At 59.2% G+C, this 24,984-nt stretch carries 23 protein-coding genes; 13 read left to right on the forward strand and 10 right to left on the reverse strand.

Annotation, left to right across the window (positions count from 1 at the left end):
* Nucleotides 1-118: 118 nt before the first annotated feature.
* Nucleotides 119-1,030 (forward strand): ribonuclease Z, encoded by a 912-nt coding sequence (rnz, locus tag LB453_RS03245; protein WP_103796274.1) that lies wholly within the window; start codon nucleotides 119-121, stop codon nucleotides 1,028-1,030.
* Between the two features lie 11 nt (nucleotides 1,031-1,041).
* Here the strand turns inward: rnz and LB453_RS03250 are convergent, their stop codons facing one another.
* Nucleotides 1,042-1,884, reverse strand: a complete 843-nt coding sequence (locus LB453_RS03250; protein ID WP_103796275.1) for a 23S rRNA (adenine(2030)-N(6))-methyltransferase RlmJ — start codon at nucleotides 1,882-1,884, stop codon at nucleotides 1,042-1,044.
* Nucleotides 1,885-2,108: 224 nt separating this feature from the next.
* Between LB453_RS03250 and prlC the strand changes: the two genes are divergently transcribed.
* Together prlC and rsmJ are read left to right on the forward strand one after the other, a co-directional pair.
* Nucleotides 2,109-4,151, forward strand: coding sequence for an oligopeptidase A (gene prlC / locus LB453_RS03255; protein ID WP_103796276.1), 2,043 nt, complete (start codon nucleotides 2,109-2,111; stop codon nucleotides 4,149-4,151).
* An 8-nt stretch (nucleotides 4,152-4,159) separates the two neighbouring features.
* On the forward strand, nucleotides 4,160-4,918 hold the full coding sequence (gene rsmJ, locus LB453_RS03260) for a 16S rRNA (guanine(1516)-N(2))-methyltransferase RsmJ (protein WP_103796277.1): 759 nt from the start codon (nucleotides 4,160-4,162) through the stop codon (nucleotides 4,916-4,918).
* Between the two features lie 466 nt (nucleotides 4,919-5,384).
* On the opposite strand, the gene uspA is transcribed toward rsmJ, so the two are convergent.
* On the reverse strand, nucleotides 5,385-5,822 hold the full coding sequence (gene uspA, locus LB453_RS03265; protein ID WP_081136391.1) for a universal stress protein UspA: 438 nt from the start codon (nucleotides 5,820-5,822) through the stop codon (nucleotides 5,385-5,387).
* 425 nt (nucleotides 5,823-6,247) lie between these two features.
* Between uspA and uspB the strand changes: the two genes are divergently transcribed.
* Nucleotides 6,248-6,583 (forward strand): universal stress protein UspB, encoded by a 336-nt coding sequence (gene uspB / locus LB453_RS03270; RefSeq protein ID WP_081136393.1) that lies wholly within the window; start codon nucleotides 6,248-6,250, stop codon nucleotides 6,581-6,583.
* A 43-nt stretch (nucleotides 6,584-6,626) separates the two neighbouring features.
* Here the strand turns inward: uspB and pitA are convergent, their stop codons facing one another.
* Nucleotides 6,627-8,129, reverse strand: coding sequence for an inorganic phosphate transporter PitA (gene pitA, locus LB453_RS03275; protein WP_103796278.1), 1,503 nt, complete (start codon nucleotides 8,127-8,129; stop codon nucleotides 6,627-6,629).
* A gap of 240 nt (nucleotides 8,130-8,369) precedes the next feature.
* On the opposite strand from pitA, the gene LB453_RS03280 reads away from it, so the two are divergent.
* The 5 genes from LB453_RS03280 (at nucleotide 8,370) to LB453_RS03300 (ending at nucleotide 12,245) form a co-directional block, all read left to right on the forward strand.
* Nucleotides 8,370-9,554, forward strand: coding sequence for an NAD(P)/FAD-dependent oxidoreductase (locus LB453_RS03280; protein WP_103796279.1), 1,185 nt, complete (start codon nucleotides 8,370-8,372; stop codon nucleotides 9,552-9,554).
* Between the two features lie 205 nt (nucleotides 9,555-9,759).
* Nucleotides 9,760-9,957: a hypothetical protein gene (locus tag LB453_RS03285; RefSeq protein WP_103796280.1), complete on the forward strand. Its 198-nt coding sequence runs from the start codon at nucleotides 9,760-9,762 to the stop codon at nucleotides 9,955-9,957.
* A 1-nt stretch (nucleotide 9,958) separates the two neighbouring features.
* The gene (locus tag LB453_RS03290) at nucleotides 9,959-10,765 is read left to right on the forward strand and encodes a hypothetical protein (RefSeq protein ID WP_224481592.1); all 807 of its coding nucleotides are present in this window, start codon (nucleotides 9,959-9,961) and stop codon (nucleotides 10,763-10,765) included.
* Between the two features lie 78 nt (nucleotides 10,766-10,843).
* Entirely contained in the window at nucleotides 10,844-11,506 is a 663-nt protein-coding gene (locus LB453_RS03295) for an SDR family oxidoreductase (RefSeq protein ID WP_103796281.1), read from the forward strand.
* Nucleotides 11,507-11,585: 79 nt separating this feature from the next.
* Nucleotides 11,586-12,245 (forward strand): epoxyqueuosine reductase QueH, encoded by a 660-nt coding sequence (locus LB453_RS03300; RefSeq protein ID WP_103796282.1) that lies wholly within the window; start codon nucleotides 11,586-11,588, stop codon nucleotides 12,243-12,245.
* Nucleotides 12,246-12,297: 52 nt separating this feature from the next.
* On the opposite strand, the gene LB453_RS03305 is transcribed toward LB453_RS03300, so the two are convergent.
* On the reverse strand, nucleotides 12,298-12,789 hold the full coding sequence (locus tag LB453_RS03305) for a helix-turn-helix domain-containing protein (RefSeq protein WP_103796283.1): 492 nt from the start codon (nucleotides 12,787-12,789) through the stop codon (nucleotides 12,298-12,300).
* Nucleotides 12,790-13,204: 415 nt separating this feature from the next.
* On the opposite strand from LB453_RS03305, the gene LB453_RS03310 reads away from it, so the two are divergent.
* Nucleotides 13,205-14,227 (forward strand): alpha/beta fold hydrolase, encoded by a 1,023-nt coding sequence (locus tag LB453_RS03310; RefSeq protein WP_103796284.1) that lies wholly within the window; start codon nucleotides 13,205-13,207, stop codon nucleotides 14,225-14,227.
* Nucleotides 14,228-14,284: 57 nt separating this feature from the next.
* Here the strand turns inward: LB453_RS03310 and hemB are convergent, their stop codons facing one another.
* From hemB to LB453_RS03330, 4 genes are all read right to left on the reverse strand, one after another.
* Complete coding sequence (gene hemB, locus LB453_RS03315; protein WP_103796394.1) at nucleotides 14,285-15,262, reverse strand: porphobilinogen synthase; 978 nt, start codon at nucleotides 15,260-15,262, stop codon at nucleotides 14,285-14,287.
* A gap of 114 nt (nucleotides 15,263-15,376) precedes the next feature.
* The gene (proP, locus tag LB453_RS03320) at nucleotides 15,377-16,882 is read right to left on the reverse strand and encodes a glycine betaine/L-proline transporter ProP (RefSeq protein ID WP_103796285.1); all 1,506 of its coding nucleotides are present in this window, start codon (nucleotides 16,880-16,882) and stop codon (nucleotides 15,377-15,379) included.
* Between the two features lie 362 nt (nucleotides 16,883-17,244).
* Nucleotides 17,245-18,201, reverse strand: a complete 957-nt coding sequence (locus LB453_RS03325) for a D-2-hydroxyacid dehydrogenase family protein (RefSeq protein WP_103796286.1) — start codon at nucleotides 18,199-18,201, stop codon at nucleotides 17,245-17,247.
* Entirely contained in the window at nucleotides 18,179-19,783 is a 1,605-nt protein-coding gene (locus LB453_RS03330) for an EAL domain-containing protein (RefSeq protein WP_103796287.1), read from the reverse strand. The genes LB453_RS03325 and LB453_RS03330 overlap by 23 nt, the downstream gene beginning before the upstream one ends.
* Nucleotides 19,784-20,020: 237 nt before the next feature.
* Between LB453_RS03330 and LB453_RS03335 the strand changes: the two genes are divergently transcribed.
* Both LB453_RS03335 and LB453_RS03340 read left to right on the forward strand, forming a co-directional pair.
* Nucleotides 20,021-20,785 carry a class II aldolase/adducin family protein gene (locus LB453_RS03335; RefSeq protein ID WP_103796288.1) on the forward strand — a complete coding sequence of 255 codons (765 nt, stop codon included), beginning with the start codon at nucleotides 20,021-20,023 and terminating at the stop codon, nucleotides 20,783-20,785.
* Nucleotides 20,786-20,794: 9 nt separating this feature from the next.
* Nucleotides 20,795-21,742 carry an ABC transporter substrate-binding protein gene (locus tag LB453_RS03340; RefSeq protein ID WP_103796289.1) on the forward strand — a complete coding sequence of 316 codons (948 nt, stop codon included), beginning with the start codon at nucleotides 20,795-20,797 and terminating at the stop codon, nucleotides 21,740-21,742.
* Nucleotides 21,743-21,790: 48 nt separating this feature from the next.
* Here LB453_RS03340 and uxuA read toward each other — a convergent pair whose 3' ends face one another.
* Entirely contained in the window at nucleotides 21,791-22,975 is a 1,185-nt protein-coding gene (gene uxuA / locus LB453_RS03345) for a mannonate dehydratase (RefSeq protein WP_103796290.1), read from the reverse strand.
* A gap of 168 nt (nucleotides 22,976-23,143) precedes the next feature.
* On the opposite strand from uxuA, the gene LB453_RS03350 reads away from it, so the two are divergent.
* Nucleotides 23,144-23,827, forward strand: coding sequence for a FadR/GntR family transcriptional regulator (locus tag LB453_RS03350; RefSeq protein WP_103796291.1), 684 nt, complete (start codon nucleotides 23,144-23,146; stop codon nucleotides 23,825-23,827).
* Here LB453_RS03350 and LB453_RS03355 read toward each other — a convergent pair.
* Entirely contained in the window at nucleotides 23,824-24,870 is a 1,047-nt protein-coding gene (locus LB453_RS03355; RefSeq protein WP_103796292.1) for an AI-2E family transporter, read from the reverse strand. The genes LB453_RS03350 and LB453_RS03355 overlap by 4 nt on opposite strands.
* Nucleotides 24,871-24,984 lie beyond the last annotated feature (114 nt).

Genomic DNA, 24,984 nt, shown 5'->3' on the forward strand with positions numbered 1-24,984 from the left:
TCCATCCGGTTGCAAGAGTTTGGTCAGGATTGTAACGCTGAGAGGCGAGACGGCGCAAAGATTGCGCCTATGATTGTAATAGGGTTGAATTCTCTCCTCACTGACAGGGAAGCATAGCATGCAGCTCACATTTCTCGGCACCGGCGGCGGCGCGCCCAGCCTGCAACGTAACGTCACCTCCATTGCCTTTACCTGGTCGCCACGCGGCGACACCTGGCTTTTCGACTGCGGCGAAGGGACGCAGCTTCAGTACATGCGTTCGCCACTTAAGCCGGGACGCATGAACAAAATTTTTATCACTCATCTGCACGGCGACCATATTTTCGGCCTGCCCGGTCTGCTGACCAGCCGCTCTATGGGCGGCATCACCGAGCCGCTGACCATTTACGGGCCCGAAGGCATCCGGCGCTTTGTCGAAACCGCGCTGTCGCTGAGCGGATCCTATACCGACTATCCGCTGGAAATCGTCGAGATCGAGGCGGGGCCGGTGCTTGACGACGGCGAGTTCCGCGTCAGCGCCTGGCCGCTGGTGCATCCGCTAAACTGCTTCGGCTACCGCATTGAGCAGCACGACAAGCCGGGCTTTCTCGACGCCGCGCGTCTGAAAGAAGAGGGGGTGCCGCGCGGGCCCTGGTATCAGCAGCTAAAAGCAGGAGAGCGTGTGACGCTGGAGGATGGACGGGTCATTAACGGCGCGGACTATCTCGGCCCGGCGACTAAAGGCAAAAGCCTGGCGATTTTCGGCGATACCGCGCCAACGCCGATGGCGCTGCAGCTGGCAGCCGGTGTCGATCTGATGGTGCATGAAACCACGCTGGAGGCGGCGTTGCAGGAGAAGGCCAACGGACGCGGCCACTCTACGACGCTGCAGGCGGCGCAGGTGGCGAAAGAGGCGGGCGCAAAGCGCCTGATCGCCACCCATTTCAGCTCGCGCTATATGCCGCGCGACATGCCGCGCTTGCTGGAGGAGTGCCGCTCAATATTTCCCAATACCGAGCTGGCACAGGACCTGGCGGTGTTTACGCTGTAAGGCTCAGCGGCTTATTCCGGCACCAGCTGCGTCACGGTGGCGTGGCCGGTTCCGGCAGGCACCAGCTTCTGGTGCAGCCAGGGCAGCAGTTCGTTCATCTGCTGCGCCAGCTTCCACGGCGGGTTGATGACGATCATACCTGATGCGGTCATGCCGCGCTGATCGCTGTCCGGGCGCACCGCCAGCTCGATCTGCAGAATATTGCGGATGCCGGTCGCCTCAAGATCGCGCAGCATATGCTTGATCTGCTGACGCAGCACGACCGGATACCAGAGCGCGTAGACGCCGGTAGCGAAGCGCTTGTGACCCTCATGAATCGCCTTCACCACGGCCTGATAGTCGCTTTTCAGCTCGTAAGGCGGATCGATCAGGATAAGACCGCGACGGGTCGGCGGCGGCAGCTTCGCCTTCAGCTGCTGATAGCCGTCGGCGCGCTCGACGCGGGCGCGGCTGTCTTTCAGAAATTCACCGCGCAGCAACGGGAAGTCGCTGGAGTGCAGTTCAGTGAGCTGCAGCTTATCTTCTGCGCGCAGCAGGTAGCGCGCGATCAGCGGCGAGCCAGGATAGTAGCGCAGCGTGCCGCCTGGGTTAAGGTCGCGAATGGCGTTGAAGTAGGGCTTCAGCAGTTCCGGCGCGTCCGGCTGCTGCCAGATGCGGGCGATGCCTTCCAGATACTCGCCGGTCCGCTCGGCATGTTCGCCGCTCAGCAGATAGCGACCTGCGCCGGCATGGCTGTCGAGGTAGAGGAACGGCTTTTCTTTCTCTTTCAGCGCGCTGATGATCAGGCTCTGTACGGTGTGTTTCAGCACGTCGGCGTGGTTGCCGGCGTGAAAACTGTGGCGATAGCTCAGCATAACAGTGGGGATTCCGCGGTTGGCGTAAAAAGGCGTACTGCAAGTAAGCGGGATTATACCTGCTGAAGGGGAAAAATGCTGGCCGATTCTCCGCCGCCAGCCTGTCTGACGCGTTTCTTCGCCGCGCATCCTGGCTGGCATTGATTTTCGCTACACTTAACCGCATGTTAGTAAGATTGCGTTGCGCGCCCCGCGCGCCCCATACATTGAACAAGGACTGCGCTATGACCAATCCATTACTCCAGCCTTTTACGCTGCCGCCTTTCTCCGCCATTAAGCCTGAACATGTGGTGCCTGCCGTGACCGAGGCGCTGAACGAGTGCCGCGCGGCGGTGGAAAAAGTCGTTGCGCAGGGCGCGCCCTACACCTGGGACAACCTGGTGCAGCCGCTGGCGGAAGTCGACGATCGTCTTGGCCGCATCTTCTCACCGGTAAGCCATCTTAACTCGGTGAAAAACAGCCCGGAGCTGCGTGAAGCCTATGAGCAGACCCTGCCGCTGCTCTCGGAATACAGCACCTGGGTCGGCCAGCACGAAGGGCTTTACCAGGCGTACCGCGACCTGAAAGAGGGTGAAAGCTTCGCCGCGCTGGACGTGGCGCAGCAGAAAGCGGTCGATAATGCGCTGCGCGATTTCGAACTCTCCGGCATCGGCCTTGATAAAGAGAAGCAGCAGCGCTACGGCGAGATTGCCGCGCGCCTCTCTGAGCTGGGCTCCGCCTACAGCAACAACGTGCTGGATGCGACCATGGGCTGGAGCAAGCTGATTACTGACGAAAGCGAACTTTCGGGTATGCCGGAAAGCGCGCTGGCGGCGGCGAAGGCGCAAGCCGAAGCCAAAGGGCAGGAGGGCTGGCTGCTGACGCTGGATATTCCAAGCTATCTGCCGGTGATGACCTACTGCGACAACGCCGCGCTGCGCGAAGAGATGTACCGCGCCTATTCGACGCGCGCCTCCGATCAGGGGCCGAACGCCGGAAAATGGGACAACGGCCCGATCATGGCGGAAGAGCTGGCGCTGCGTCACGAGCTGGCGCAGCTGCTGGGCTTTGACTCCTACGCTGACAAATCGCTGGCCACCAAAATGGCGGAGAATCCGGCGCAGGTGCTCGACTTCCTGAACGACCTGGCGAAACGCGCCCGTCCGCAGGCGGAAAAAGAGCTGGCGCAGCTGCGCGCCTTTACCGAAAAAGAGTATGGCGTCAGCGAGCTGAATCCGTGGGATCTCACCTACTACGGCGAAAAACAGAAGCAGCATCTCTACACCATCAGTGACGAACAGCTGCGCCCTTACTTCCCGGAATCGCGCGCCGTTAACGGCCTGTTTGAGGTAGTGAAACGCATCTATGGCATCACCGCCAAAGAGCGTACCGACGTGGACGTTTATCATCCTGACGTGCGCTTCTTCGACCTGTTCGATGAGAGCGGCGAGCTGCGCGGCAGCTTCTATCTCGACCTCTACGCGCGCGAGCACAAGCGCGGCGGCGCCTGGATGGATGACTGCGTTGGCCAGATGCGTAAAGCCGATGGCTCGCTGCAGAAGCCGGTCGCCTATCTGACCTGCAACTTCAACCGTCCGGTGAACGGCAAGCCCGCGCTGTTTACCCACGACGAAGTGACTACGCTGTTTCACGAGTTCGGCCACGGCCTGCACCATATGCTGACGCGCATCGAAACCCCGGGGGTTTCCGGCATCAGCGGCGTGCCGTGGGATGCGGTGGAGCTGCCGAGTCAGTTTATGGAGAACTGGTGCTGGGAGCCGGATGCGCTGGCCTTTATCTCCGGTCACTATGAAACCGGCGAACCGCTGCCGAAAGAGCTGCTCGACAAGATGCTGGCGGCCAAGAACTATCAGGCAGCGCTGTTTATCCTGCGTCAGCTGGAGTTCGGCCTGTTCGACTTCCGCCTGCACGCCGAGTTCGATCCGGCGAAAGGCGCGCAGATCCTTGAAACCCTGCGCGAAGTGAAAAAGCTGGTGGCGGTGGTGCCGAGCCCGGAATGGGGTCGTTTCCCGCACGCCTTTAGCCATATCTTCGCCGGCGGCTACGCGGCGGGCTACTACAGCTACCTGTGGGCGGACGTGCTGGCGGCGGATGCCTGGTCGCGCTTTGAAGAAGAGGGCATCTTTAACCGTCAGACCGGCCAGTCGTTCCTGGATAACATCCTGACGCGCGGCGGTTCAGAAGAGCCGATGGAGCTGTTTAAACGCTTCCGCGGCCGTGAGCCGCAGCTGGACGCAATGCTGGATCATTACGGCATCAAGGGATAACGCCTGCAGTGAAGATCTGTTTGATTGATGAATCGGGCGCCGGTGACGGCGCCTTGTCGCATCTGGCGCTGCGCTGGCAGCTGGAGCATGACGAAAGCAGCGTGCTGGCGCTGGTACAGACGCCGACGCACCTTGAACTGCGCAAGCGCGACGAGCCGAAGCTGGGCGGCATCTTCGTCGACTTCGTCTCAGGCGCGATGGCGCACCGTCGTCGCTTCGGCGGTGGACGCGGCGAGGCGGTGGCGAAAGCGGTTGGCGTAAAGAGTGGTTATCTGCCGGACGTGGTGGACGCGACCGCCGGACTCGGGCGCGACGCCTTTGTGCTGGCGGCGATCGGCTGCCGCGTGCGCATGCTGGAGCGTCATCCGGTCGTGGCGGCGCTGCTGGACGATGGGCTGCAGCGCGGCTATCAGGATGCGGAGATCGGCGGCTGGCTGCGCGAGCGGCTGACGCTGATCCACGCCCCCAGCGCCGAGGCGCTCGGCGACATCATGCCTGCGCCGGACGTGGTTTATCTCGATCCGATGTATCCCCACCGGCAGAAAAGCGCGATGGTGAAAAAAGAGATGCGGGTGTTTCAGTCGCTGGTGGGTGCCGATGAGGACGCCGACGCGCTGCTGGAGCCGGCGCGCCGTCTGGCGAAGAAACGCATTGTGGTGAAGCGTCCCGACTATGCGCCGCCGCTGGCGGGCGTGGCAACGCAGTCGGCGGTGGTGACCAAAAGCCATCGCTTCGATATTTATCCGCCGCTCGGCCGGGAAATATAATTCTCCCACTGCAATAGATAAAAAGTGTGCCTGTCGTCGCGTCAGGCACGCGCTAACCTGCCAGGCTTAACGTCTTATTTAATTTCCGGTGTGTGCTGAAAAGTAAAATTAATTCAGCCTGCGCGCGTAGTCCTGACGCTCAGGAGAGGCCAGAAAGCCCTGCACGATACGCAGACCGCCAAATTTTTAAATCAACCGTTTGATTCTGGCGATCGGGGAAATAAGCGGGTGAGAGTACAGGCGAATTCTTTATTTGGCGCGGGCAGACAGGGTGCAGGAAATAGCGAGGGCTAACGGCTATACAGCAGCGCTATTTTAGTGAATCAGCAACAGCCGGTGTTTCAGAAGCGGTGAGCGCACTACTGCGCCATAACTAAAGAAATAAACAATCAATAAAGCATCTGGCTATAACGCGGGCTGCCGGCGCGGCGAAAAAAAGCCGGCACGCGCCGGCTTTTCTCGGCGGTTATTCGTCATCCGCGTCGCGCAGCGGGACGATCAGCATATCGATATGCACGGTGTTAATCAGCTGGCGCGCTGATGACATCAGCTTGCTCCAGAAATCCTGATGGTGGCCGCACACCACTAAATCCACGTCATATTTTTTGATCGCATCGACCAGCACCTGGCCAAGATCGCCGCTGCCGCTCAGGGTCTCGCTGATGGGATAGCCTGCCGCATCCGACAGTCCGCGCAGCGCAGTATGGGTCTCTTCCGAGATACGCTTCTGCATATCGCCCAGGTTGACGTCTATCAGGCCGGTGTAGAGATCGGAATAGTTCACATCGACGTGAATCAGCGAAATTTTGGCGTCATAGGGGCGCGCCAGCGAGACGGCTTTATCCACCAGCAGCTGGCTTTCGGGAGAAAGGTCTACCGCAATCAGGATATGTTTATAAGCCATGATATAACTCCTTTCACAAGATTCAGGATGGCGACCTGTCTTCCTCTCGCGTCATTGCCTGCGCAATCCTTTACGCGAACGGGCGATATTTGTCACCAGGTGTTCTGTCGGTGTTCCCGACAGATAGTTGTTATGCCTTTAGTATAGCGGCGACGGGTAACAAATGCTGCTGCATACGCTTCGGTTGTGAATAAGATCAAGGCTTAGCGCCTTTTCGCTCGCGGCGAACGAAAATCCTCGCTGGAAAAGAGTTAAAAACTTCTCCTACACTACAAATTAACGGTGGTACTTCTCGGGTGCCGACCGCGTAATCTTGTCAAAAAAAACAGATCTGTTCGGGTCATTCAGTGGTCGGCTTTTTCCCGTGGAGCATGAAGCGCAGCCGCGCTCCAGCCTGTCTCCGCGGCTCCAGCCGGGAGGGAAATATGATCAGCACTATCGCGCTTTTCTGGGCTCTTTGTGTGGTGTGTATTGTGAATATGGCGCGCTACTTTTCTTCTTTGCGCGCGCTGCTGGCGGTGCTGCGAGGCTGCGATCCCTTACTCTATCAGTATGTTGACGGGGCAGGCTTCTTTACCTCGCACGGTCAGCCGAGCAAACAGGTGCGGCTGGTGCGTTATATCTGGGCGAAACGCTATCTCGACCATCATGATGACGAATTTATTCGTCGCTGCGAGCGGGTGCGCGGTCAGTTTATCCTGACCAGCGCGCTATGCGGGTTGGTGATCCTCAGTCTGATTTGTCTGGCGATCTGGCACTAGAAATAAAAAGGGCGACCTGCGTCGCCCTTGATATTTGCGTGTTTTACACCAGCTTCAGCGCCAGCCAGTAGAGGCTGCCCGACAGCAGAATACAGACCGGCAGCGTAAAGACCCACGCCATGGCGATATTCTTGATGGTGCGGCTCTGCAGCCCGCCGCCGTCCACCAGCATGGTGCCTGCGACCGACGACGACAGAATATGCGTGGTCGAAACCGGCATGCCCGTGTAGCTGGCGATGCCGATTGAAACCGCCGCAGTCACCTGCGCCGACATGCCCTGCGCGTAGGTCATGCCTTTTTTACCAATCTTCTCGCCGATGGTGGTCGCGACGCGACGCCAGCCGATCATGGTGCCGATGCCGAGCGCCAGCGCGACCGCCATAATGATCCACACCGGCGCATACTCGATGGTGCCCAGCAGATCGGTTTTCAGCTTGCCGAGGAAGCGTTTATCGTCGGCGCTGGTTTCCGGCAGCTTGGCCGCCTTATCGGCGGTATCGGCGATGCACAGCAGCAGACGACGCATCTGGCTGCGTTGCTCCACGCTAAGCTGCTCGTAGCTTTGCAGGTTGTTGTTCAGCAGGCTCTGCGCGCGCTGAACCGCCTGCAGCGCACGGGCGCTGTCGCAGTGGAACTCTTTCGGGCCAGACGGCGTCTCTTCCGGTGTCGGCAGCGCAGGCGGTGCCATCTGAATGATGTGCGTCAGCGCCTCGCTATGCTGCTGATAATACTGCTCGAGGTGATTGACCGCGTCGCGCGTACGCGTGATGTCGTAGCCGCTGGCGTTCATATTAACCACGAAGCCTGCCGGCGCGACGCCGATCAGCACCAGCATAATCAGGCCAATGCCTTTCTGACCATCGTTAGCGCCGTGTGAATAGCTGACGCCGATAGCGGAGACAATCAGCGCGATACGCGTCCAGAACGGCGGCTTTTTCTTGCCGTCGATCTTCTCGCGGTCAGCCGGCGTCATATGGATACGCGCGCGCTTTTTCGTGCCGCTCCAGTAGCGACGCAGCAGGAAAATCAGGCCGCCCGCGATAATCAGACCGACAATCGGTGACAGGATCAGCGACAGGAAGATGTTTATCACTTTAGGGATATTAAGCGCGTCGATCACCGAGGTGCCGGTCATCAGCGCGTTGGTCAGGCCGATGCCGATAATCGCGCCAATCAGCGTATGCGAACTGGAGGCCGGCAGACCGAGATACCAGGTGCCGAGGTTCCAGATAATCGCCGCCAGCAGCATGGAGAAGACCATTGCCAGGCCGTGCGTGGAGCCAACGTTTAATAACAGATCGGTAGGAAGCATATGCACAATGGCGTAAGCAACGCTTAAACCACCGAGCAGCACGCCGAGGAAGTTGAACACGCCTGCCATTACTACAGCTAACTGCGCGCGCATGGCACGAGTATAGATAACCGTCGCAACTGCGTTGGCCGTGTCGTGAAAGCCGTTGATTGCTTCGTAAAACAATACAAACAGCAGGGCAAGAACCAATAACAGGCCGGTACTGAGGTCAAGACCAGCGAACAAATGTAGCATACACATTACGCCATTTTGAGGACATGAGCGCGGCGCATTATCTGCGACAACGCAGGGTATGGGAAAGCAAAATATAGCCTTGTTTTGACTTAAGAATGTCAAAAGTTGACTGAGTGCACCTAAAACTGCCTTAAAATTAGTCGTTTACATTATGACATAATTACGACAAATTTTTGGCGCTGGCGTCATGCAGAGCAGACCTCTACAATCAGCGCCTCTTAAAAAAGCGGGGCGAAGGCAGTGGAAAAGTTTGACGTTATTATTATCGGCGCCGGCGCGGCGGGACTGTTTTGCGCGGCGCAGGCCGGTCAGCGAGGCCGCCGCGTGCTGTTGCTGGATAACGGCAAAAAGCCCGGGCGTAAGATCCTGATGTCAGGCGGCGGGCGCTGCAACTTTACCAATATGTACACCGAACCCGCCGCCTACCTGTCGCACAACCCGCACTTCTGCAAATCAGCGCTGGCGCGCTACACCCAGTGGGATTTTATCGAGCTGGTTAATCGCCACAAGATTGCGTACCACGAAAAGACGCTGGGCCAGCTTTTCTGCGACGACTCGGCGGCGCAGATTGTCGATATGCTGATGGCGGAGTGCGAGAAGGGCGAGGTGACGCTGCGCCTGCGCAGCGAGGTGCTGAGCGTGGCGCGCGACGCCTCGGGCTACCGGCTGCAGCTCAACGGCGCGACGGTGCAGGCGGAAAAGCTGGTGATCGCCAGCGGCGGGCTCTCTATGCCCGGCCTTGGCGCCACGCCGTTCGGTTATAAGATCGCCGAGCAGTTCGGCCTGAAGGTCTATCCGACCCGCGCCGCGCTGGTGCCCTTTACCCTGCATAAGCCGCTGCTGGAGCGGCTACAGACGCTCTCCGGCGTCGCCATCGATACCACCATTGAAGCGCAGGACGGCACGCTGTTTAAAGAGGCGATGCTCTTCACCCACCGCGGCCTGTCCGGTCCGGCGGTGCTGCAAATCTCCAGCTACTGGCTGCCGGGCGAGCATATTACCGTCAACCTCTCGCCCGCTACCTCGATAGAAGCGTTCATCAGCGTACAGCGCGAGGCACATCCAAATCTGAGCCTGAAAAACAGCCTGGCGAAGCTGCTGCCGAAACGCCTGGTAGAGGTATTGCAGGAGATGGGGCAGGTGCCCGATGTGACGCTGAAGCAGCTCAACGGCAAGCAGCAGGCTGAACTGGCGCAGACGCTGCATCAGTGGCGCGTGCAGCCCAACGGCACGGAAGGCTACCGCACCGCCGAGGTGACGCTGGGCGGCGTCGACACCACGCAGCTCTCCTCAAAGACGATGGAGGCGCGCGACGTGCCGGGATTATATTTTATCGGCGAAGTGGTGGACGTCACCGGCTGGCTGGGCGGCTACAACTTCCAGTGGGCGTGGAGTTCAGCCTGGGCGTGCGCGCAGGCGCTGTAACGCGCGCGCTGGGCGTCGGTTCCGGGCCTGGCCGACGCCTTTCTTAATCCGATTTCTGCTCCGCATCAACCCCACTTTTGCTGCGTTTTCTCCGCCTGCCGCTTCGCTAATTCCCTGACTCGCAACACTTTTAGACGAATCCGCCTGGCGCGTTTGCCGTCCCGATTTCATACTTCTGATTTATCACAGAGGAGATCCGCCACCAATGCTTACCTTTATGCGTTCCCTGTTTTCCAGCCCGGAAAGCTTTATCAGAGGCATGTCACGTCAGGATTTGAATGATTCCATCGCCGACGGCGAGCGCATCATTATCGATGAGGACGGCAACGCTTCGGTAAACGTGCTGAGTGAGGAAGTGCATGAGGATTTCGCCCGCCACGTCGAAACGCTAAAAGGAGTTTAAGATGGGTACGGCGATATTCATGGTGCTGATGGTCTGCGGCTACTGGTACACCAGCCGCGATCTCTCCAGCCGGTTTAAAATCCGTCGCAGCTTCGGCTGGGATGTCTATTTTCTGGTGGCGCTCTACGGCTGTATCTTCGTACTGCAGGGGATGCTGGCGACCGCTATCATCTGGCTGCTGCTGCTGATTGTCTCCAGCCTCGCTAACGCGCTGCAGCTGGTGCCCGGCGAACATCTGCGCTGGCAGATGGAGTTTATGAACTGGAGCTTCCTCGGCATCCAGGCGCCGGTGGTGGTGATGCTCGCCTTCGCGGTGCTGTTCTGTATGTACCGCTCGAACTGGTCGGCGAGCGCGCGCCTGAACAGCAGCGGACGCCAGGATCTCTATCAGCAGCTTTCCAAATCCAACGGCGTCGAGCAGCTGCTCTATCAGTGCATGCGGGAGGGCGAGCTGGCGTGGATTACCCTCAAGTCGCGCCGTATCTATATTGGCATGGTGCATGCCGCCACCTTTGAGTATGAAAACACCGCCAATATCGTGATCATCCCGATGCTCAGCGGCTACCGCGACAGCAAAACGCTCAGCATGTCGATTGAACATAACTACAGCCGCTGGTACGCCGAGCACGACATCACGCTTACATCCGAGCCGAAAAACGCCATGGCGTTCCGTAAAGTGCTAATGGTGGATCAGATTGAAAGCCTGTCGCTGTTCGATCCGGCCAGCGCCAGCTCGCTGGCGATGACGCATCACGACGGCGTGCCGCTCGAAACAGAGGGGAGTTTTACGCCCCACTCTCCGCCGTAAACCGCTTGTGCGCGCGCCGCGCTTAATGACGCATTCGACTATAAGCTGTTTAAGACACTTCATCAGAGAGGAACGGATATGGCAGGCAAAGCATTAGTTATCGGCGCATCGCGCGGCATCGGCCTGGCGGTGGTCAGGGCGCTGGCGGCCAAAGGGTGGCAGGTCACGGCGACCTACCGCAGCAGCGCGCCGGAGGCGGAGGCGCAGTGGCACGCGCTGGATATGACCCATCAGGAGGAGGTGCGTCAGCTGGCGGCGCGGCTTAAAGAGGAAACCTTCGATGCGATCCTGATCAACGCCGGTATTTCCGGCCCGTCGCATCAGAACCTGCTGCAGAGCAGTGACGACGAGCTGGCGCAGCTGTTCCTGACCAACGCCATCGCGCCGGTGCGCTGCGCGGAGGCGCTGCTGCCGCTGCTGGCGAAGCAGAACGGCGTTATCGGCTTCACCACCTCCATTCTCGGCAGTCTGAACGAGAACGACACGGCGGCGATGCCGATCTACTCCGCCAGCAAGTCGGCGCTTAATATGCTGAGCCGCGCGCTGCTGCCGCAGATTAACCAGCATAACGCGACGCTGCTGTCGCTGCATCCGGGCTGGGTGAAAACCGATATGGGCGGTGAGTCCGCGCCGGTAACGGTCGAGCAGAGCGGCGAAGGGCTGGTGCAGCAGCTGGAGGCCTGGCGCGGACGCGGCGGCCATCACTACGTGGACTACGCCGGACAGCTTTTGCAGTGGTAAAACAGGGCGCGCCAGCGCCTTTTTTGCATCTGCATCCCTGAAACACTACACTCGCGGCATAGTCTGACAAGGAGTTAGTATGTCTCAGTCCCTTCAGCGCAAGCCGCTGCCGCTGCCTGGCGGCCACAATAAAGTCCTGTTGCACTCCTGCTGCGCGCCCTGCTCGGGCGAGGTCATGGAGGCGATGCTGGCGTCCGGCATCGATTACACCATCTTTTTCTATAACCCCAATATCCATCCGTTGAAAGAGTATGAGCTGCGCAAAGAGGAGAATATCCGCTTCGCTGAGCAGTTCGGCGTGCCCTTTGTCGACGCGGACTACGATCGCGATAACTGGTTTGAGCGCGCAAAAGGCATGGAGTGGGAGCCGGAGCGCGGCGAACGCTGCACCATGTGTTTCGATATGCGCTTTGAGCGCACCGCGCTCTATGCGCATGAACATGGCTTTCCGGTGATCACCAGCTCGCTCGGCATTTCGCGCTGGAAAAATATGCAGCAGATCAACGACTGCGGCGTGCGCGCCGCCAGCCGCTATCCCGAGATGATCTACTGGGATTACAACTGGCGTAAAGGCGGCGGATCGGCGCGCATGATCGAAATCAGCAAGCGCGAGCGATTTTATCAGCAGGAGTATTGCGGCTGCGTCTATTCGCTGCGCGACAGCAATCGGCATCGCGTAGCCAGCGGGCGTGAACGCATTAAAATCGGCGTGCAATATTACTCGCCGGACGAAGAGTAGAAAAATAAAGGGCGCTGTGGTCGCCCTTTATTTTTCACTGTTATAAACGCCATCAGCGCAGGCCATTGCAGGCCTCTGCAGTGTCGATATTGCGAATATCCAGACGCGCAGAGGTAAAACGTTTGTGGTTGTTGACAACGGGCTTTGCCTGTAGACAGAGCTCGCAGGGATTAATATTGCCTTCCAGCTGCGCCTGGATTTCTGGATCGAGCTGACGCTTGCGACAGACGTAGGGCGTACAGCCCATGACCTGCTTAAACGAGCGCGTAAATGACTGCTGACTTTCGAAATGGTATTTCATCGCCAGGGTAATAATCGGCGTGTTACTGCTTTTCAGGATGTAGACGCAGGCGGCCAGTTTACGCTTGCGAATATAGCGCGCCAGCGTCTCGTTGCGGCAGCGGGCGAAAAGCTTCTGTAGATACCATTTGGAATAGCCGGACTTTTCGGCAATATCATTAATGCTGAGTCGCTGATCGAGATGGGTGTTAATCCACTCGGTCACGCTATCAATCACCTCTTCATTATATTTCTTCTCTTGCATAATCCACCTCATAAAAAATTGCGCATAGTGTATGGTTTTTAATCTTTCGCTAAGTGTGGCTTAAGTAAAGAAGTATCAGAATATTCATTTTTATTTTTTTACAAGAGGAGCGATATATGAGTTTTTTATCAAAAAGGAGGCCGTGTTGTATTTTGGTTGTGAAAATTAAGCCAAAAAAATAAATAAACGTAACTTAATCTTCTCGCGCCGTCGGGAATATTTAGATTTTCTGCAATATTTATGACGGTAATTGACGGAGGCGGGCATTTTATTCGCTTTTGACCATCAGGAAAAATGACAGAGAGCAGACTAAGCTTTTTTGTAGAAAAATCATTTATATGACACAGCGCAACAATACGACTGGCCTTAGCGCGTGTCACACTGCCGCTCTTTTGCTCATAATGGAGATCACCGCATGCGTCCGACCTCTGGCCCGAAAAAATCGCTTGCTGCGCTACTTGCCTCAGTAACCCTGTTTAGCGCTGCGCCCGCTTTTGCCGCCACCACCTATGGCGAACAGCTGGAAGGCTTCCAGTATCCTTTCCCGCTCCAGCGCTTCAGCTTCTCTTCTCAGCAGCAGATGCTCAGCATGGGCTATATGGATGTCAGGCCAACCGGTCGCGCCAACGGGCAGACCGTGGTGCTGCTGCACGGTAAAAATTTCTGCGGCGCAACCTGGGAGGTGAGCATACGCGCGCTAAGCCAGGCGGGCTATCGCGTCGTCGCGCCGGATCAGATCGGCTTTTGCAGCGCCAGCAAGCCCGATAACTATCAATACAGCTTCCAGCAGCTGGCGGATAACACTCATCAGCTGCTGGCGCATCTCGGCATAAAGAGAGCAACGATCGTCGGCCACTCCACCGGCGGCATGCTCGCCACGCGCTATGCGCTGATGTATCCCGCCGAGACGCAGCAGCTGGTGCTGGTGAACCCCATCGGGCTGGAGGACTGGAAAGCCAAAGGTGCCCCCTGGCGCAGCGTGGATCAGTGGTATCAGCGCGAGCTGAAGCTGGATGCGGCGGGCATCAAAAAGTATGAGCAGCACACCTACTACAGCGGCCAGTGGAAGCCGGAGTATGACAAATGGGTCGATATGCTGGCGGGCCTGAATGCCGGCCCGGGGCATAAGAAGGTGGCCTGGAACTCGGCGCTGATCTACGACATGATTTTTACCCAGCCGGTATTTTACGAGTTTGGCGATCTGAACGTGCCGACCACGCTGATGATCGGCACCGCCGATACCACCGCTATCGGCAGCGATATCGCCTCGCCGGAGGTGAAAGCGACGCTGGGTCACTATGAGGTGCTGGGCAAAGAGGCGGCGAAGCGCATTCCCGGCGCGCGCCTGATTGAGTTTCCCGGCATGGGCCATGCGCCACAGATGGAGTCGCCCGATCGCTTTAATCAGACGTTAATTGAGGCGTTAGCGCAGCGCTAACGTTGCAGGGGCGAAAAGCGATCCTGCCGTCGTTGCGACGGCAGGATGTGGAAGCGATCAGAGGATTTTCTGTTCTGCGAGGTCGAGGGCGAAGTAGCTGAAAATCAGGTCGGCGCCGGCGCGTTTAATCGCACCCAGGCTCTCCAGCACGACGTTACGCTCGTCGATAGCACCCGCCTGGGCGGCGAATTTGATCATCGCGTATTCGCCGCTCACCTGGTACGCCGCCAGCGGCAGCTCAGTGCGTTCGCGGATGTCGCGCAGCACGTCGAGGTAGGCGCCAGCCGGTTTCACCATCAGCGAATCCGCGCCTTCGGCCGCGTCGATCAGCGACTCGCGAATCGCTTCGCGGCGGTTCATCGGATTCATTTGATAAGTTTTGCGATCGCCTTTCAGCGCGGTGCCGGCCGCTTCGCGGAACGGGCCGTAGAACGACGAGGCGAACTTGGTGGAGTAGGACATAATAGCGGTCTGGGTAAAGCCCGCCGCGTCCAGCGCCTGGCGGATCGCCTTAACCTGGCCATCCATCGCCGCCGACGGCGCGATAAAGTCCGCGCCCGCCGCTGCCGCCACCACCGCCTGCTTGCCGAGGTTGATCAGGGTTGCGTCGTTATCCACGCCGTGATCGCACAGCACGCCGCAGTGGCCGTGGCTGGTGTATTCGCAGAAGCAGGTGTCGGACATAACGATCATTTCCGGCACCGTCTCTTTGCAGATGCGCGACATGCGCGCCACCAGGCCGTTTTCATTCCAGGCATCGCTGCCGGTGGCGTCGGTGTGGTGCGAGATGCCGAAGGTCATCACCGAGCGGATGCCCGCTTTGGCGATGCGCTCGATTTCCCAGGCGAGGCGCTTTTCCGGAATGCGCATCACGCCCGGCATCGCTTCAATGGCCTTGTAGTCGTCAACGCCTTCCTCAACGAAAATCGGCAGCGCCAGATCGTTCAGGCTGAGGGAGGTTTCCTGGAAGAGTTCACGCATCGCGGGGCTGGAGCGCAGCCTTCTTGGACGCTGGAGCAGAGTAAAGTCAGACATATTCATTCTTACGCAGGTGAAAAAAGTAGCGATAGTCTACTCCTTTTAACGCGCGAGAATGAAGATTGTGTGCGGCGCAAAAAAAAGCCCGCCGAGTGGCGGGCCTTAAACGGATTACTCGTTAATATCGGGGTGCTGCTGCACCAGATTCTTACGCTTCGCCTCAAGGCGGGCGATCTCAGCGTCGATATCTTCGATTTTATGTTCGATATTGTCGTGATGCTCCTGCAGGATTTCACGCGCCTCTTCGAGGTCGGACGCGGCAGGCGCCGCGCCGCGCAGCGGTTTGTTCGCCGTCTCTTTCATATAGATGCCGGTAATCAGGCCGATCACCGCCACCACCATCAGGTAGTAGGCCGGCATATAGAGGTTATTGGTGGTCTCCACCAGCCAGGCGGCAAGCGTCGGCGTCAGACCGGCAATCAGCACGGAGATGTTAAAGGCGCTCGCCAGCGCGCTGTAGCGGATATGCGTCGGGAACATGGCCGGCAGCGACGACGCCATCACGCCGGTAAAGGCGTTAAGGATCACCGCCATCAGCAGCAGACCGGCGAAAATCAGACCCAGCACGCCGCTGTTAATCAGCATAAAGGACGGTACAGAGAAGATCAGCAGGGCGATACTGCCGATGATCACAAACGGACGACGGCCGAAGCGGTCGCTGAGCATGCCCATTACCGGCTGCACAAACAGCATGCCGATCATAATGGCGATAATAATCAGTACGCCGTGATCTTCCGAGTAGTGCAGGTTATGCGACAGATAGCTCGGCATATAGGTCAGCAGCATGTAGTAGGTGACGTTGGTGGCGATCACCAGACCGATACAGGCAAGCAGGCTTTTCCAGTGCTTGCTGGCGATCTCTTTAAACGACACTTTCGGGCCGTCGCGCAGGCCTTCGCGGTCGCCTTGCTCCAGCTTTTCAACGTGCTGCTGGAAGGCTGGCGTCTCTTCCAGCGCGTGACGCAGGTAGAGGCCGATAATGCCGAGCGGCAGCGCGAGGAAGAACGGCAGGCGCCAGCCCCATTCCATAAACTTCGCTTCGCCGATAATCGCTGAGATCAGCACCACGATGCCGGCGCCGAGCACAAAGCCAGCGATCGAGCCGAAGTCGAGCCAGCTTCCCATAAAGCCGCGCTTGCGGTCAGGGGAATATTCAGCAACGAAGATGGAAGCGCCGGTATATTCGCCGCCCACCGAGAAGCCCTGCGCCATCTTGGCGATCAGCAGCAGAATCGGTGCCCAGATACCAATCGAGGCGTAAGAGGGGATCAGGCCGATACAGAAGGTACTGATCGACATAATCACAATGGTGATTGAGAGAATCTTCTGGCGACCGTATTTATCGCCCAGCATACCGAAGAAGAGGCCGCCCAGCGGGCGAATCAGGAAGGGAACGGAAAAGGTACCGAGCGCGGCGATCATCTGCACGCCTGGTGACGCATCGGGGAAAAAGACCTTACCCAGCGCGTAGGCGACGAAGCCGTACACGCCAAAATCGAACCATTCCATCGCGTTACCCAGCGACGCGGCAGTAATGGCTTTGCGCAAACGGGCGTCATCGATAATAGTGACGTCATCCAGCCCAATAGGTTTGACACGCTTCCTACGTAGTTTCATAGAGTTACCCTGTAATAGCACATGAAAGTCCTCAAGGTCGCGAACCGATTGAACGAAACAGTCCGCGGCATTGAGAAAATTTAAGCATAGCCGTTCGGCAGAATTTTCCACTGGCTACTAGGCGCAATAATTAGTATTGAAATTATTGCAACCAGTGGCAGAGTATACCGTTTTTCGTTGATATTTGTCATGTTTGGCCTGATAGCGGCCTTTTTTGCCGACGATAGCGGAATAGCAGGCGGTTGGATAAGGCGCTTAACGCCGCTGATTTTTGCAAGGTTTTGCGACGCTTAGCGGAAAGAGAGGAAAATCTGACCGCCGCGCTTCGGTTAAAATTGCGGCGTCTGCGTCAGAAGGCGGCGCTAAAGCAGCGATCGCAGCGGCTGATGTTGCAGCCAGGCGGCGATATCCTCGACCGCCTGGGTGAAGTAGCGCCGGTAGTTGCTGTCGGCGACATAGCCGAGATGCGGCGTCGCCAGCACGTTGGGCAGCTGCCGCAGCGGATGATCGACGGGCAGCGGTTCGACGTCGAATACGTCCAGCGCTGCGCCTGCCAGCTGGCCGGAACGCAGCGCGGCGATCATCGCCTGCTGATCCACCAGGCCCGCGCGCGCCGTGTTCACCAGCAGCGCGCCGGGCTTCATCTGCGCCAGCGCGGCGGCGTCGAGCAGATGGCGCGTGCGTTCGCTTAACACCAGATGAAGCGACACGATATCGCTCGCCGCCAGCAGCGCCTGAAGTGACGGCATCCGCGTTGCGCCGCACGCTGCCGCGCGCTCGGCGGTAAGATTCTGGCTCCAGGCACAAACCTGCATGCCGAACGCCTGCGCCACTTTCGCCATACCGCCGCCGATCTTGCCCAGTCCGATCAGCCCCAGGCTTTTACCTTCCAGCCCCATGCCGAGGTGCTGCTGCCACGGGCCGCCGCTGCGCAGCGCCTGATTCTCCGGTACGATGTGGCGCGCCAGCGCCAGCAGCAAACCCCAGGTAAGCTCCAGCGGCGGCGCGCTGCTGCTCTCGGTGCCGCATACCGCGATGCCGCGCGCGCGGCAGGCGTCCAGATCGATGGCGGCATTGCGCATGCCTGAGGTGACGATCAGCTTCAGCCGCGGCAGACGCGCCAGCCGGGCGGCAGTGAGCGGGGTGCGCTCGCGCATGACGACGATAATATCGCTGTCGGCCAGCGCGGCGATCAGTGCGTCGTCGTCGGCAACAGGCTGCTGCAGCGAGCGGGTCTGCACGGCGGGGCGCAGCGAATCCCAGTCGGCCAGCGACAGGGCAACGTTCTGGTAGTCATCAAGAAGGGTGCAGTGGAGCATCGTCAGATTCCTCTGTGCGTATCGGCTGATACGTATGCTCTGCGAGCCAGGCGATAAGCGTGCTGTTATCCATAGGCAAAGCATAATAGTAGCCCTGAATAAAGGTCACGCCGCGCTGGCGCAGGTAGAGGTACTGCAACGCCGTCTCCACGCCTTCGCCCAGCACCTCCAGCTGCAGCTTATGGCTGAGGGTGATAATGGCGTCCAGCACCGGCGTTTCGCCCGACAGCGACTCAATCGCGTTGATAAAACCACGATCGATTTTCAGATAGTCGAGCGAGAAGGTCTGCAGATAGCTGAGCGAGCAGTGTCCGGTGCCGAAATCATCGATGGCTACCTTCATGCCGTCGGCGCGCAGACGATCGAGTTTTCGCGCCACATCTTCGCCATCTTTAATCAGGCTGCGCTCGGTCAGCTCCAGGGTAATCTGCAGCGGCGTCTGCTTAATTTTATCGGCGAAGTTAAGCATATCCTTCACGAAGGCGGGATGCTGCAGATGTTCGGCAGCGACGTTGATACCGAGATGAAAGCCTGGTTCGACCTGCCACTGCTGCACATCTTCGGCGACCAGGTCGAGAAGATGACGCGTCAGCGGCACGATCATGCCTTCCGCTTCGGCTGCGCTGATAAAAATATCGGGTCGAACCACGTCGCCGTTTGGCAGCGTCCAGCGCAGCAGCGCTTCGGCACCGTTACAGGTCTCGGTGTGGTTGTTATAAACCGGCTGGTAGTGAACCGAAAACTGGCGCGCATTGATGGCGCGGCGGATCTCATCGCGCCAGGAGATACGGCGCTGCAGCCAGTTGGCGGTCAGAATCATCAGCAGAATAGAGAGAATGGCCGTCATCGGCAGGAAAATCAACGTCACCTGACGCCAGGCGCGCATGATCTCCGCGCCTGGCGTCTCGATGGTCACGCTAATGGGATAGCGCTTCGACTGCGCCTGATAAATGCTGGCGCTAAACAGGCTGGCGTGAGGCGGCGTCCCCTGGCCGGTGGAGACAGGCGCGCCGTCGTTAAAGCGTATGCTGAGCCGATAGCCGCGCGCCTCGCCGATGGCGTTCATAAAATCCATCAGATACTGGCCGTCGATAAGCGCCCAGAAACCCTCATCATCCGGCAGCTGCCGGACAAAAATCACCGCCGGACGCTGCGGCACGCCAGCCGTGCCGGCAAGAGAGAGGCTCCACCAGGCTTTGCCGGTCACCGGCGGCGCACGCAGTATCATGTCGCTTAACGAGCCGGGATTAACGCCGTAGGCCGACGAGCAGGTGATTTTAACCCCTTCCAGCTTGCCGATGGCGCGGAAATAGGCGTTAAGGTTGCCGGCGCGCTGCAGTTCGTCTTCGAATTTTTCGCAGGGCTGACGGTGAAAACGGCGTAGCCAGGTGATCATATCCCAGGCGCTGTCGCTCATTTTTTCCGCCTGCGAGAGCAGGGTATTGGCGGCGTTGATCTGCTGCTGCTGGACGGTATGCCGCGCGTCGATCGCCGTGAACAGGATGCCGAGCAGCAAGGGCAGCACCCCGGACAGGATAATAATTATTCTTGCGTAGTCGCGTTTTCGTTTTAACGGCGGCACCGCCAGTTCCTCTGAATGTTGATGCGTCTGTGAGGAGGTGCAGATTTAATCAGCGCAGCATAGCACGCTCTCAGGCCGTGCAGGGTAGCGTTTTGCTCAGGCGAGCGGGTGACGCAGATCAAGTATCGACCGGGCTTTGCAATTATTGAGATTGTTTTGCCGCTTTTGGCATTTCCCTGCGGCGAAAACGCTGTGTAACCATGACGTCATACTGAATAGCATAATAAAGAGGCGTCTATGAGTACGGCAACCCTGGCATCTTCTTCTCTTCAGCAGCGTATTCCCGACGCGGAATGGCAGGCGCGCGTCAGGCTGGCGCAGGCCTATCATCTGGCGGCAAAGCTGCGCTGGACCGACCATATCTATACCCACTTTTCGCTGCGCGTGCCGGGCGATCGTCCGCACTTCCTGATTAATGCTTTCGGCCAGACGTTTGACGAGATCCTGCCGGAAACCCTGGTGAAGATCGATATCGACGGCAATATTATCGACGATCCCACCGGACTGGGCATCAACCCGGCCGGCTTCGTTATCCACAGCGCCATCCATCGCGCCCGGCCGGACGCGCATGCGGTGATGCATACCCACACGGCGGCGGGCATCGGCGTCTCGGCACAGCAGGGCGGCCTGCTGATGATCTCGCAGCACAGCACGCGTTTTCACCAGCGCGTTGGCTACCACGACTATGAAGGTATTGCGCTCGATCTCGACGAGCAGCAGCGCATCGTCAACGATCTCGGCAGCCTCAACGCGCTGATCCTGCGCAACCACGGCCTGCTGACCGCAGGCGGCAGCATCGAAGAAGCCTTTTATAACCTCTACTACCTTGAGCGCGCCTGCCAGGCGCAGCTGGCGGCGCAGTCGGGCGGCGCGCCGCTGATAATTCTACCGGATGCGGTGGCGGAAAAAGCGGCGCAGGCATTCGATAACAGCATCCGCAACAAAAAGTATCAGCTGCACTGGGACGCCTATATTCGCCAGCTCAACCGCAACGCCCTGTAAGGAGCCGCTATGAACAGACTTAAAGCGTTTGCGGCCGCGCTGCTGCTGAGCGCCAGCGCAATGGCACAGGCGGCGCCCGATCTCAGCGAGGTCACGCTGGTGCTGGGTGACCAGGCGCGCAATTTGCGGTCGCTGGTAGAGGCCTCCGGCGTGCTGAAGGATGCGCCCTGGCGCTATCGCTGGGCTAATTTTCAGGGCGCCGCGCCGCTGTTTGAAGCGCAGCGCGCCGGCGCGGTCGACACCTCCTACGCGGGGGATCTGCCGGTGCTGATGGCGGCGTCCGGCGGCGTGCCGCTGAAGATCATCGCCACCAATGTCGGCGACGCCGGGTCGAATGGGCTGATCGTGCCTGCCGACTCGCCGGTGCGCAGCGTAAAGGATTTGGCAGGCAAAGAGGTTGTGGTCTCCTCGGCGCGCGGCAGCATCTCACAGCATCTGCTCTATGAGGCGCTGGGCGAAGCGCAGGTGCCGCGCGACAGCGTGCCGGTGCGCTTTGTGCTGCCGACCGACGCCAGCGCCGCTTTCAACGCCGGGCAGATTGGTGCCTGGGCAACGTTCGATCCCTATCTTGGCATCGCCGAACAGCACGGCGCGCGGCTGCTGCGCGACGGCAAAGGGCTTACCACCGCGTTGTCGTTTGTGACCGCCACCCAGCAGTCGCTGGACGATCCCGGCAAGCGCGCGGCCATCGCCGATTTCGCCCAGCGGCTGGCGAAAGCGCGCGCGTGGGCGCTGACCCATAAAGAGGAGTACAACCAGGTTTATGCGCAGCTGACGCGCCTGCCGCCGGCCGATGCGGCGAAGATTACCGCGCGCATTTCCCACGGTATTCGCGGCGTAACGGCTGAGGATATTGAAAAGGTGCAGAAGGTGTCGGATCTCTTCAGCGCGCTGAAAATTCTGCCGAACCGGGTGGATGTGGCGGCGATTACCGACCGCAGCCTGTTTCCGCAGTAGCAGGGCAAAGGGCGCGGTACTTCGCCCATGCCCTGTTTTTTTACCGCATTACTCGTTGAACAGCGTCTGACGCAGCGCCAGCTCGACGCCGCGCAGCTCCGCCAGCCCTTTCAGACGGCCAATCGCCGAATAGCCAGGGTTGGTGCGCTTGTGCAGGTCGTCGAGCATCTGATGACCGTGGTCGGGACGCATCGGAATCGCATGCTTCTCGCCCGCGCGCCGACGGCGCTGCTCCTCCGCCAGGATTACCCTGATTACGCCGACCATATCGACGTCGCCCGCCAGATGCGCCGCCTCATGGAAGCTGTTGGGGTTGGCTTCGCGCCGCGTGGCGCGCAGGTGGATAAAGTTGATGCGGTCCGCGAAGCGCTCCGCCATCTGCGTCAGGTTATTGTCGGCGCGTACGCCGTAAGAGCCGGTGCAGAAGCAGAAACCGTTGTGCAGGCTGTCTACCGTCTCTTTCAGCCACTGCATATCCTCTTCGGTAGAGATAATGCGCGGCAGGCCGAGAATAGGGCGCGGCGGATCGTCCGGATGGACCGCCAGCTTGATACCGACCTCTTCGGCCACCGGCACGATGGCGCGCAGAAAGAACGCCATATGTTCGCGCAGCTTTGCCTTGTCGATGCCGTCATACTGCGCCAGCTGCGCGCGAAACTGATCGAGCGTGTAGCCCTCTTCCGCGCCCGGCAGACCGGCGATAATATTGCGCGTCAGCAGCGCCTTCTCCTCGTCGCTCATGGCGGCGAAGCAGCGCGCCGCCGCCTCTTGCTCCGCCGCTGAATAATCCTGCTGCGCGCCGGGGCGCTGCAAAATATGCAGCTCGAAGGCGGCGAAGGCGTCAGCGTCAAAGCGCAGCGCTTTGGCGCCGTCCGGCAGCGTCCAGGCGAGATCGGTGCGCGTCCAGTCGAGCACCGGCATAAAGTTGTAGCACACCGTGTCGATGCCACAGGCCGCCAGATTGCGTATCGACTGCTGATAGTTGGCGATATAGCGCTGATAGTCGCCGCGCTGCGTTTTGATCGCCTCATGTACCGGAATGCTCTCTACCACCGACCAGACCAGATTCTTTTCCGCCAGCAGCGCCTGACGCGCTTTAATCTCTTCCACCGGCCAGACGTCGCCGTTGGGAATATGGTGTAAAGCGGTTACGATGCCGGTCGCGCCCGCCTGGCGCGCATCGTCTAACGAAACCGGATCGTTGGGGCCATACCAGCGCCATGTATGTTCCATTTTCACTCCTTAAGCCGCATATTCGGCCCAGTGGTCAGGCCGCTGGACCAAGAGTATGCTAGCCTGATGGGAAAGGCCGTGATCGCGATCGCAGCGCAGTGAATTGCGCCTGGCGGAAAGGGCGTACGGCCTGTGCTACGCTGCACCGCTGCTGACAGGAGAAAAAATATGGCGCTGCCTGTGCTGAAAACGGAACGTCTCTATCGCCAGATCGCCAACGCGATTATGGAAAGTATTCAACGCGGCGAGTTCGCACCAGGCGCGGCTCTGCCGCCGGAGCGCGAGCTGGCGAAGCAGCTGGGGGTCAGCCGATCCTCCGTGCGCGAGGCGCTGATTGCGCTGGAGATGACCGGCTGGGTGGATATTCGCACCGGCAACGGCGTCTTTGCGATGCAGCCGCAGCCGCCCACTAGCGCGCCTGCGACGGAAGCGGATCACAGCCTGGAGGATCTGCTGCAGGCGCGTCTTGCGTTCGAGGGGATGCTGGCGGAGATGGCGGCGCGCAACGGCAGCCCGGCGCAGCGCGAACAGCTGCGCGCGCTGGCCGACAGGCTGCTGCACTACCGCGCCAACGACGCGGAATTTCTTGAGCAGGACAAAGGCTTTCATCTGCTGATTGGCGAAATGAGCGGCAACGAGGTGCTGCGCGAGATGATGGAGTCCCTCTGGAACAAGCGCGACAGCGCGCGCTTCCGGCGGCTGGAGCGCCATTTTACCGACAACGACTTTACCCATGAGATGAACCGCGATCATCAGCAGATTGCCGCGGCTATTTGCGCAGGCGACGCCGCCGCCGCGCGCGCCGCGATGGAAAACCATCTGACGCAGGTGCGGCGGCGGCTGCTGGGCTAAATTTTATGCCGTTTAGGCCGGCCGGCGCCGAGCATAATCGCCAGTCGGCTGCCGCCCGGCGTGGTTTCCATCAGGATTTTAGTGATGCTGGTCAGCGGCACTGAAAGCAGCATGCCGACCGGCCCCAGCAGCCAGCCCCAGAAAATCAGCGACAGAAACACCACCAGCGTCGACAGCCCTAAGCCGCGCCCCATTACGCGCGGCTCCAGCATATTGCCGAACACCATATGAATGGCGGTAAAGAGCGCCGCCACCAGCATCGCGTCGTAAGGGCTGTTGAGCAGCAGCGCCTGCAGCACCGGCGGAATGCCGGCGATAATCGGGCCGATATTGGGAATATAGTTAAGGATAAAGGCCACCACGCCCCACAGCAGCGCGAACTTGATATCGAGCAGAAACAGGCAGCCCCATACCGATACGCCGGTAATCAGGCTGATCAGCGTTTTCAGCGCCAGGTAGTGCGTCACCCCTTTCAGCGCCCGGTGCAGCCCGGCGATGCGGATCTGCGGATTGGTCAGCGCGTTGCGCATTTTATAGGGCAGATGGTGCACTTCGAACAGCATAAAGACCACCGTCAGGATCAGCAGCACGAAATTGCTCATCATGCCGGAGAACTGCGTCAACGCGACGGTGGCGAACGACATCAGCATATTGGGATCGAAGCGCTGCACCAGCGTACTGGTGGAGACGTGAATGCCGATGCCTGACGCCAGGTGCTGCACCACGCTCATCTTCTGCTCCAGGGTGGCGCGCAGCTGCGGGTAGATATCGGAGAACTCGCTGACTGAACTGGCGAGCACCGCCACCAGCAGTAAAATCACGATAAATATCACCGAGATCACCACCGTGATCGCCAGCCCGCGCCGCCAGCCACGCCGCATCAGGAAGGTCACGATGGGATTGAGCACAATGGCGAAAAAGGCGGCCAGTAAGAAGGGCACCATAATATCGGAGGCGGCGCGGATGCCAGCGAGAATAATCACCAGCATCGCCAGCTTAGTCAGAATATTTTGCCCAATTTTTTCCTGCTGTATTTCGTTCATCCCCTCTCCTGAAAAGCCAGACCGCAGAGAGTAGTGTAGCTGAAAGGTAATTAACCGTCTGATTCGGCTGTAAAAGCGGAGCGCAAATCAGAGAATTCAACCCTGAATATCCTC

The sequence above is a fragment of the Pantoea agglomerans genome, from assembly GCF_020149765.1.
GTDB lineage: Bacteria > Pseudomonadota > Gammaproteobacteria > Enterobacterales > Enterobacteriaceae > Pantoea > Pantoea alvi.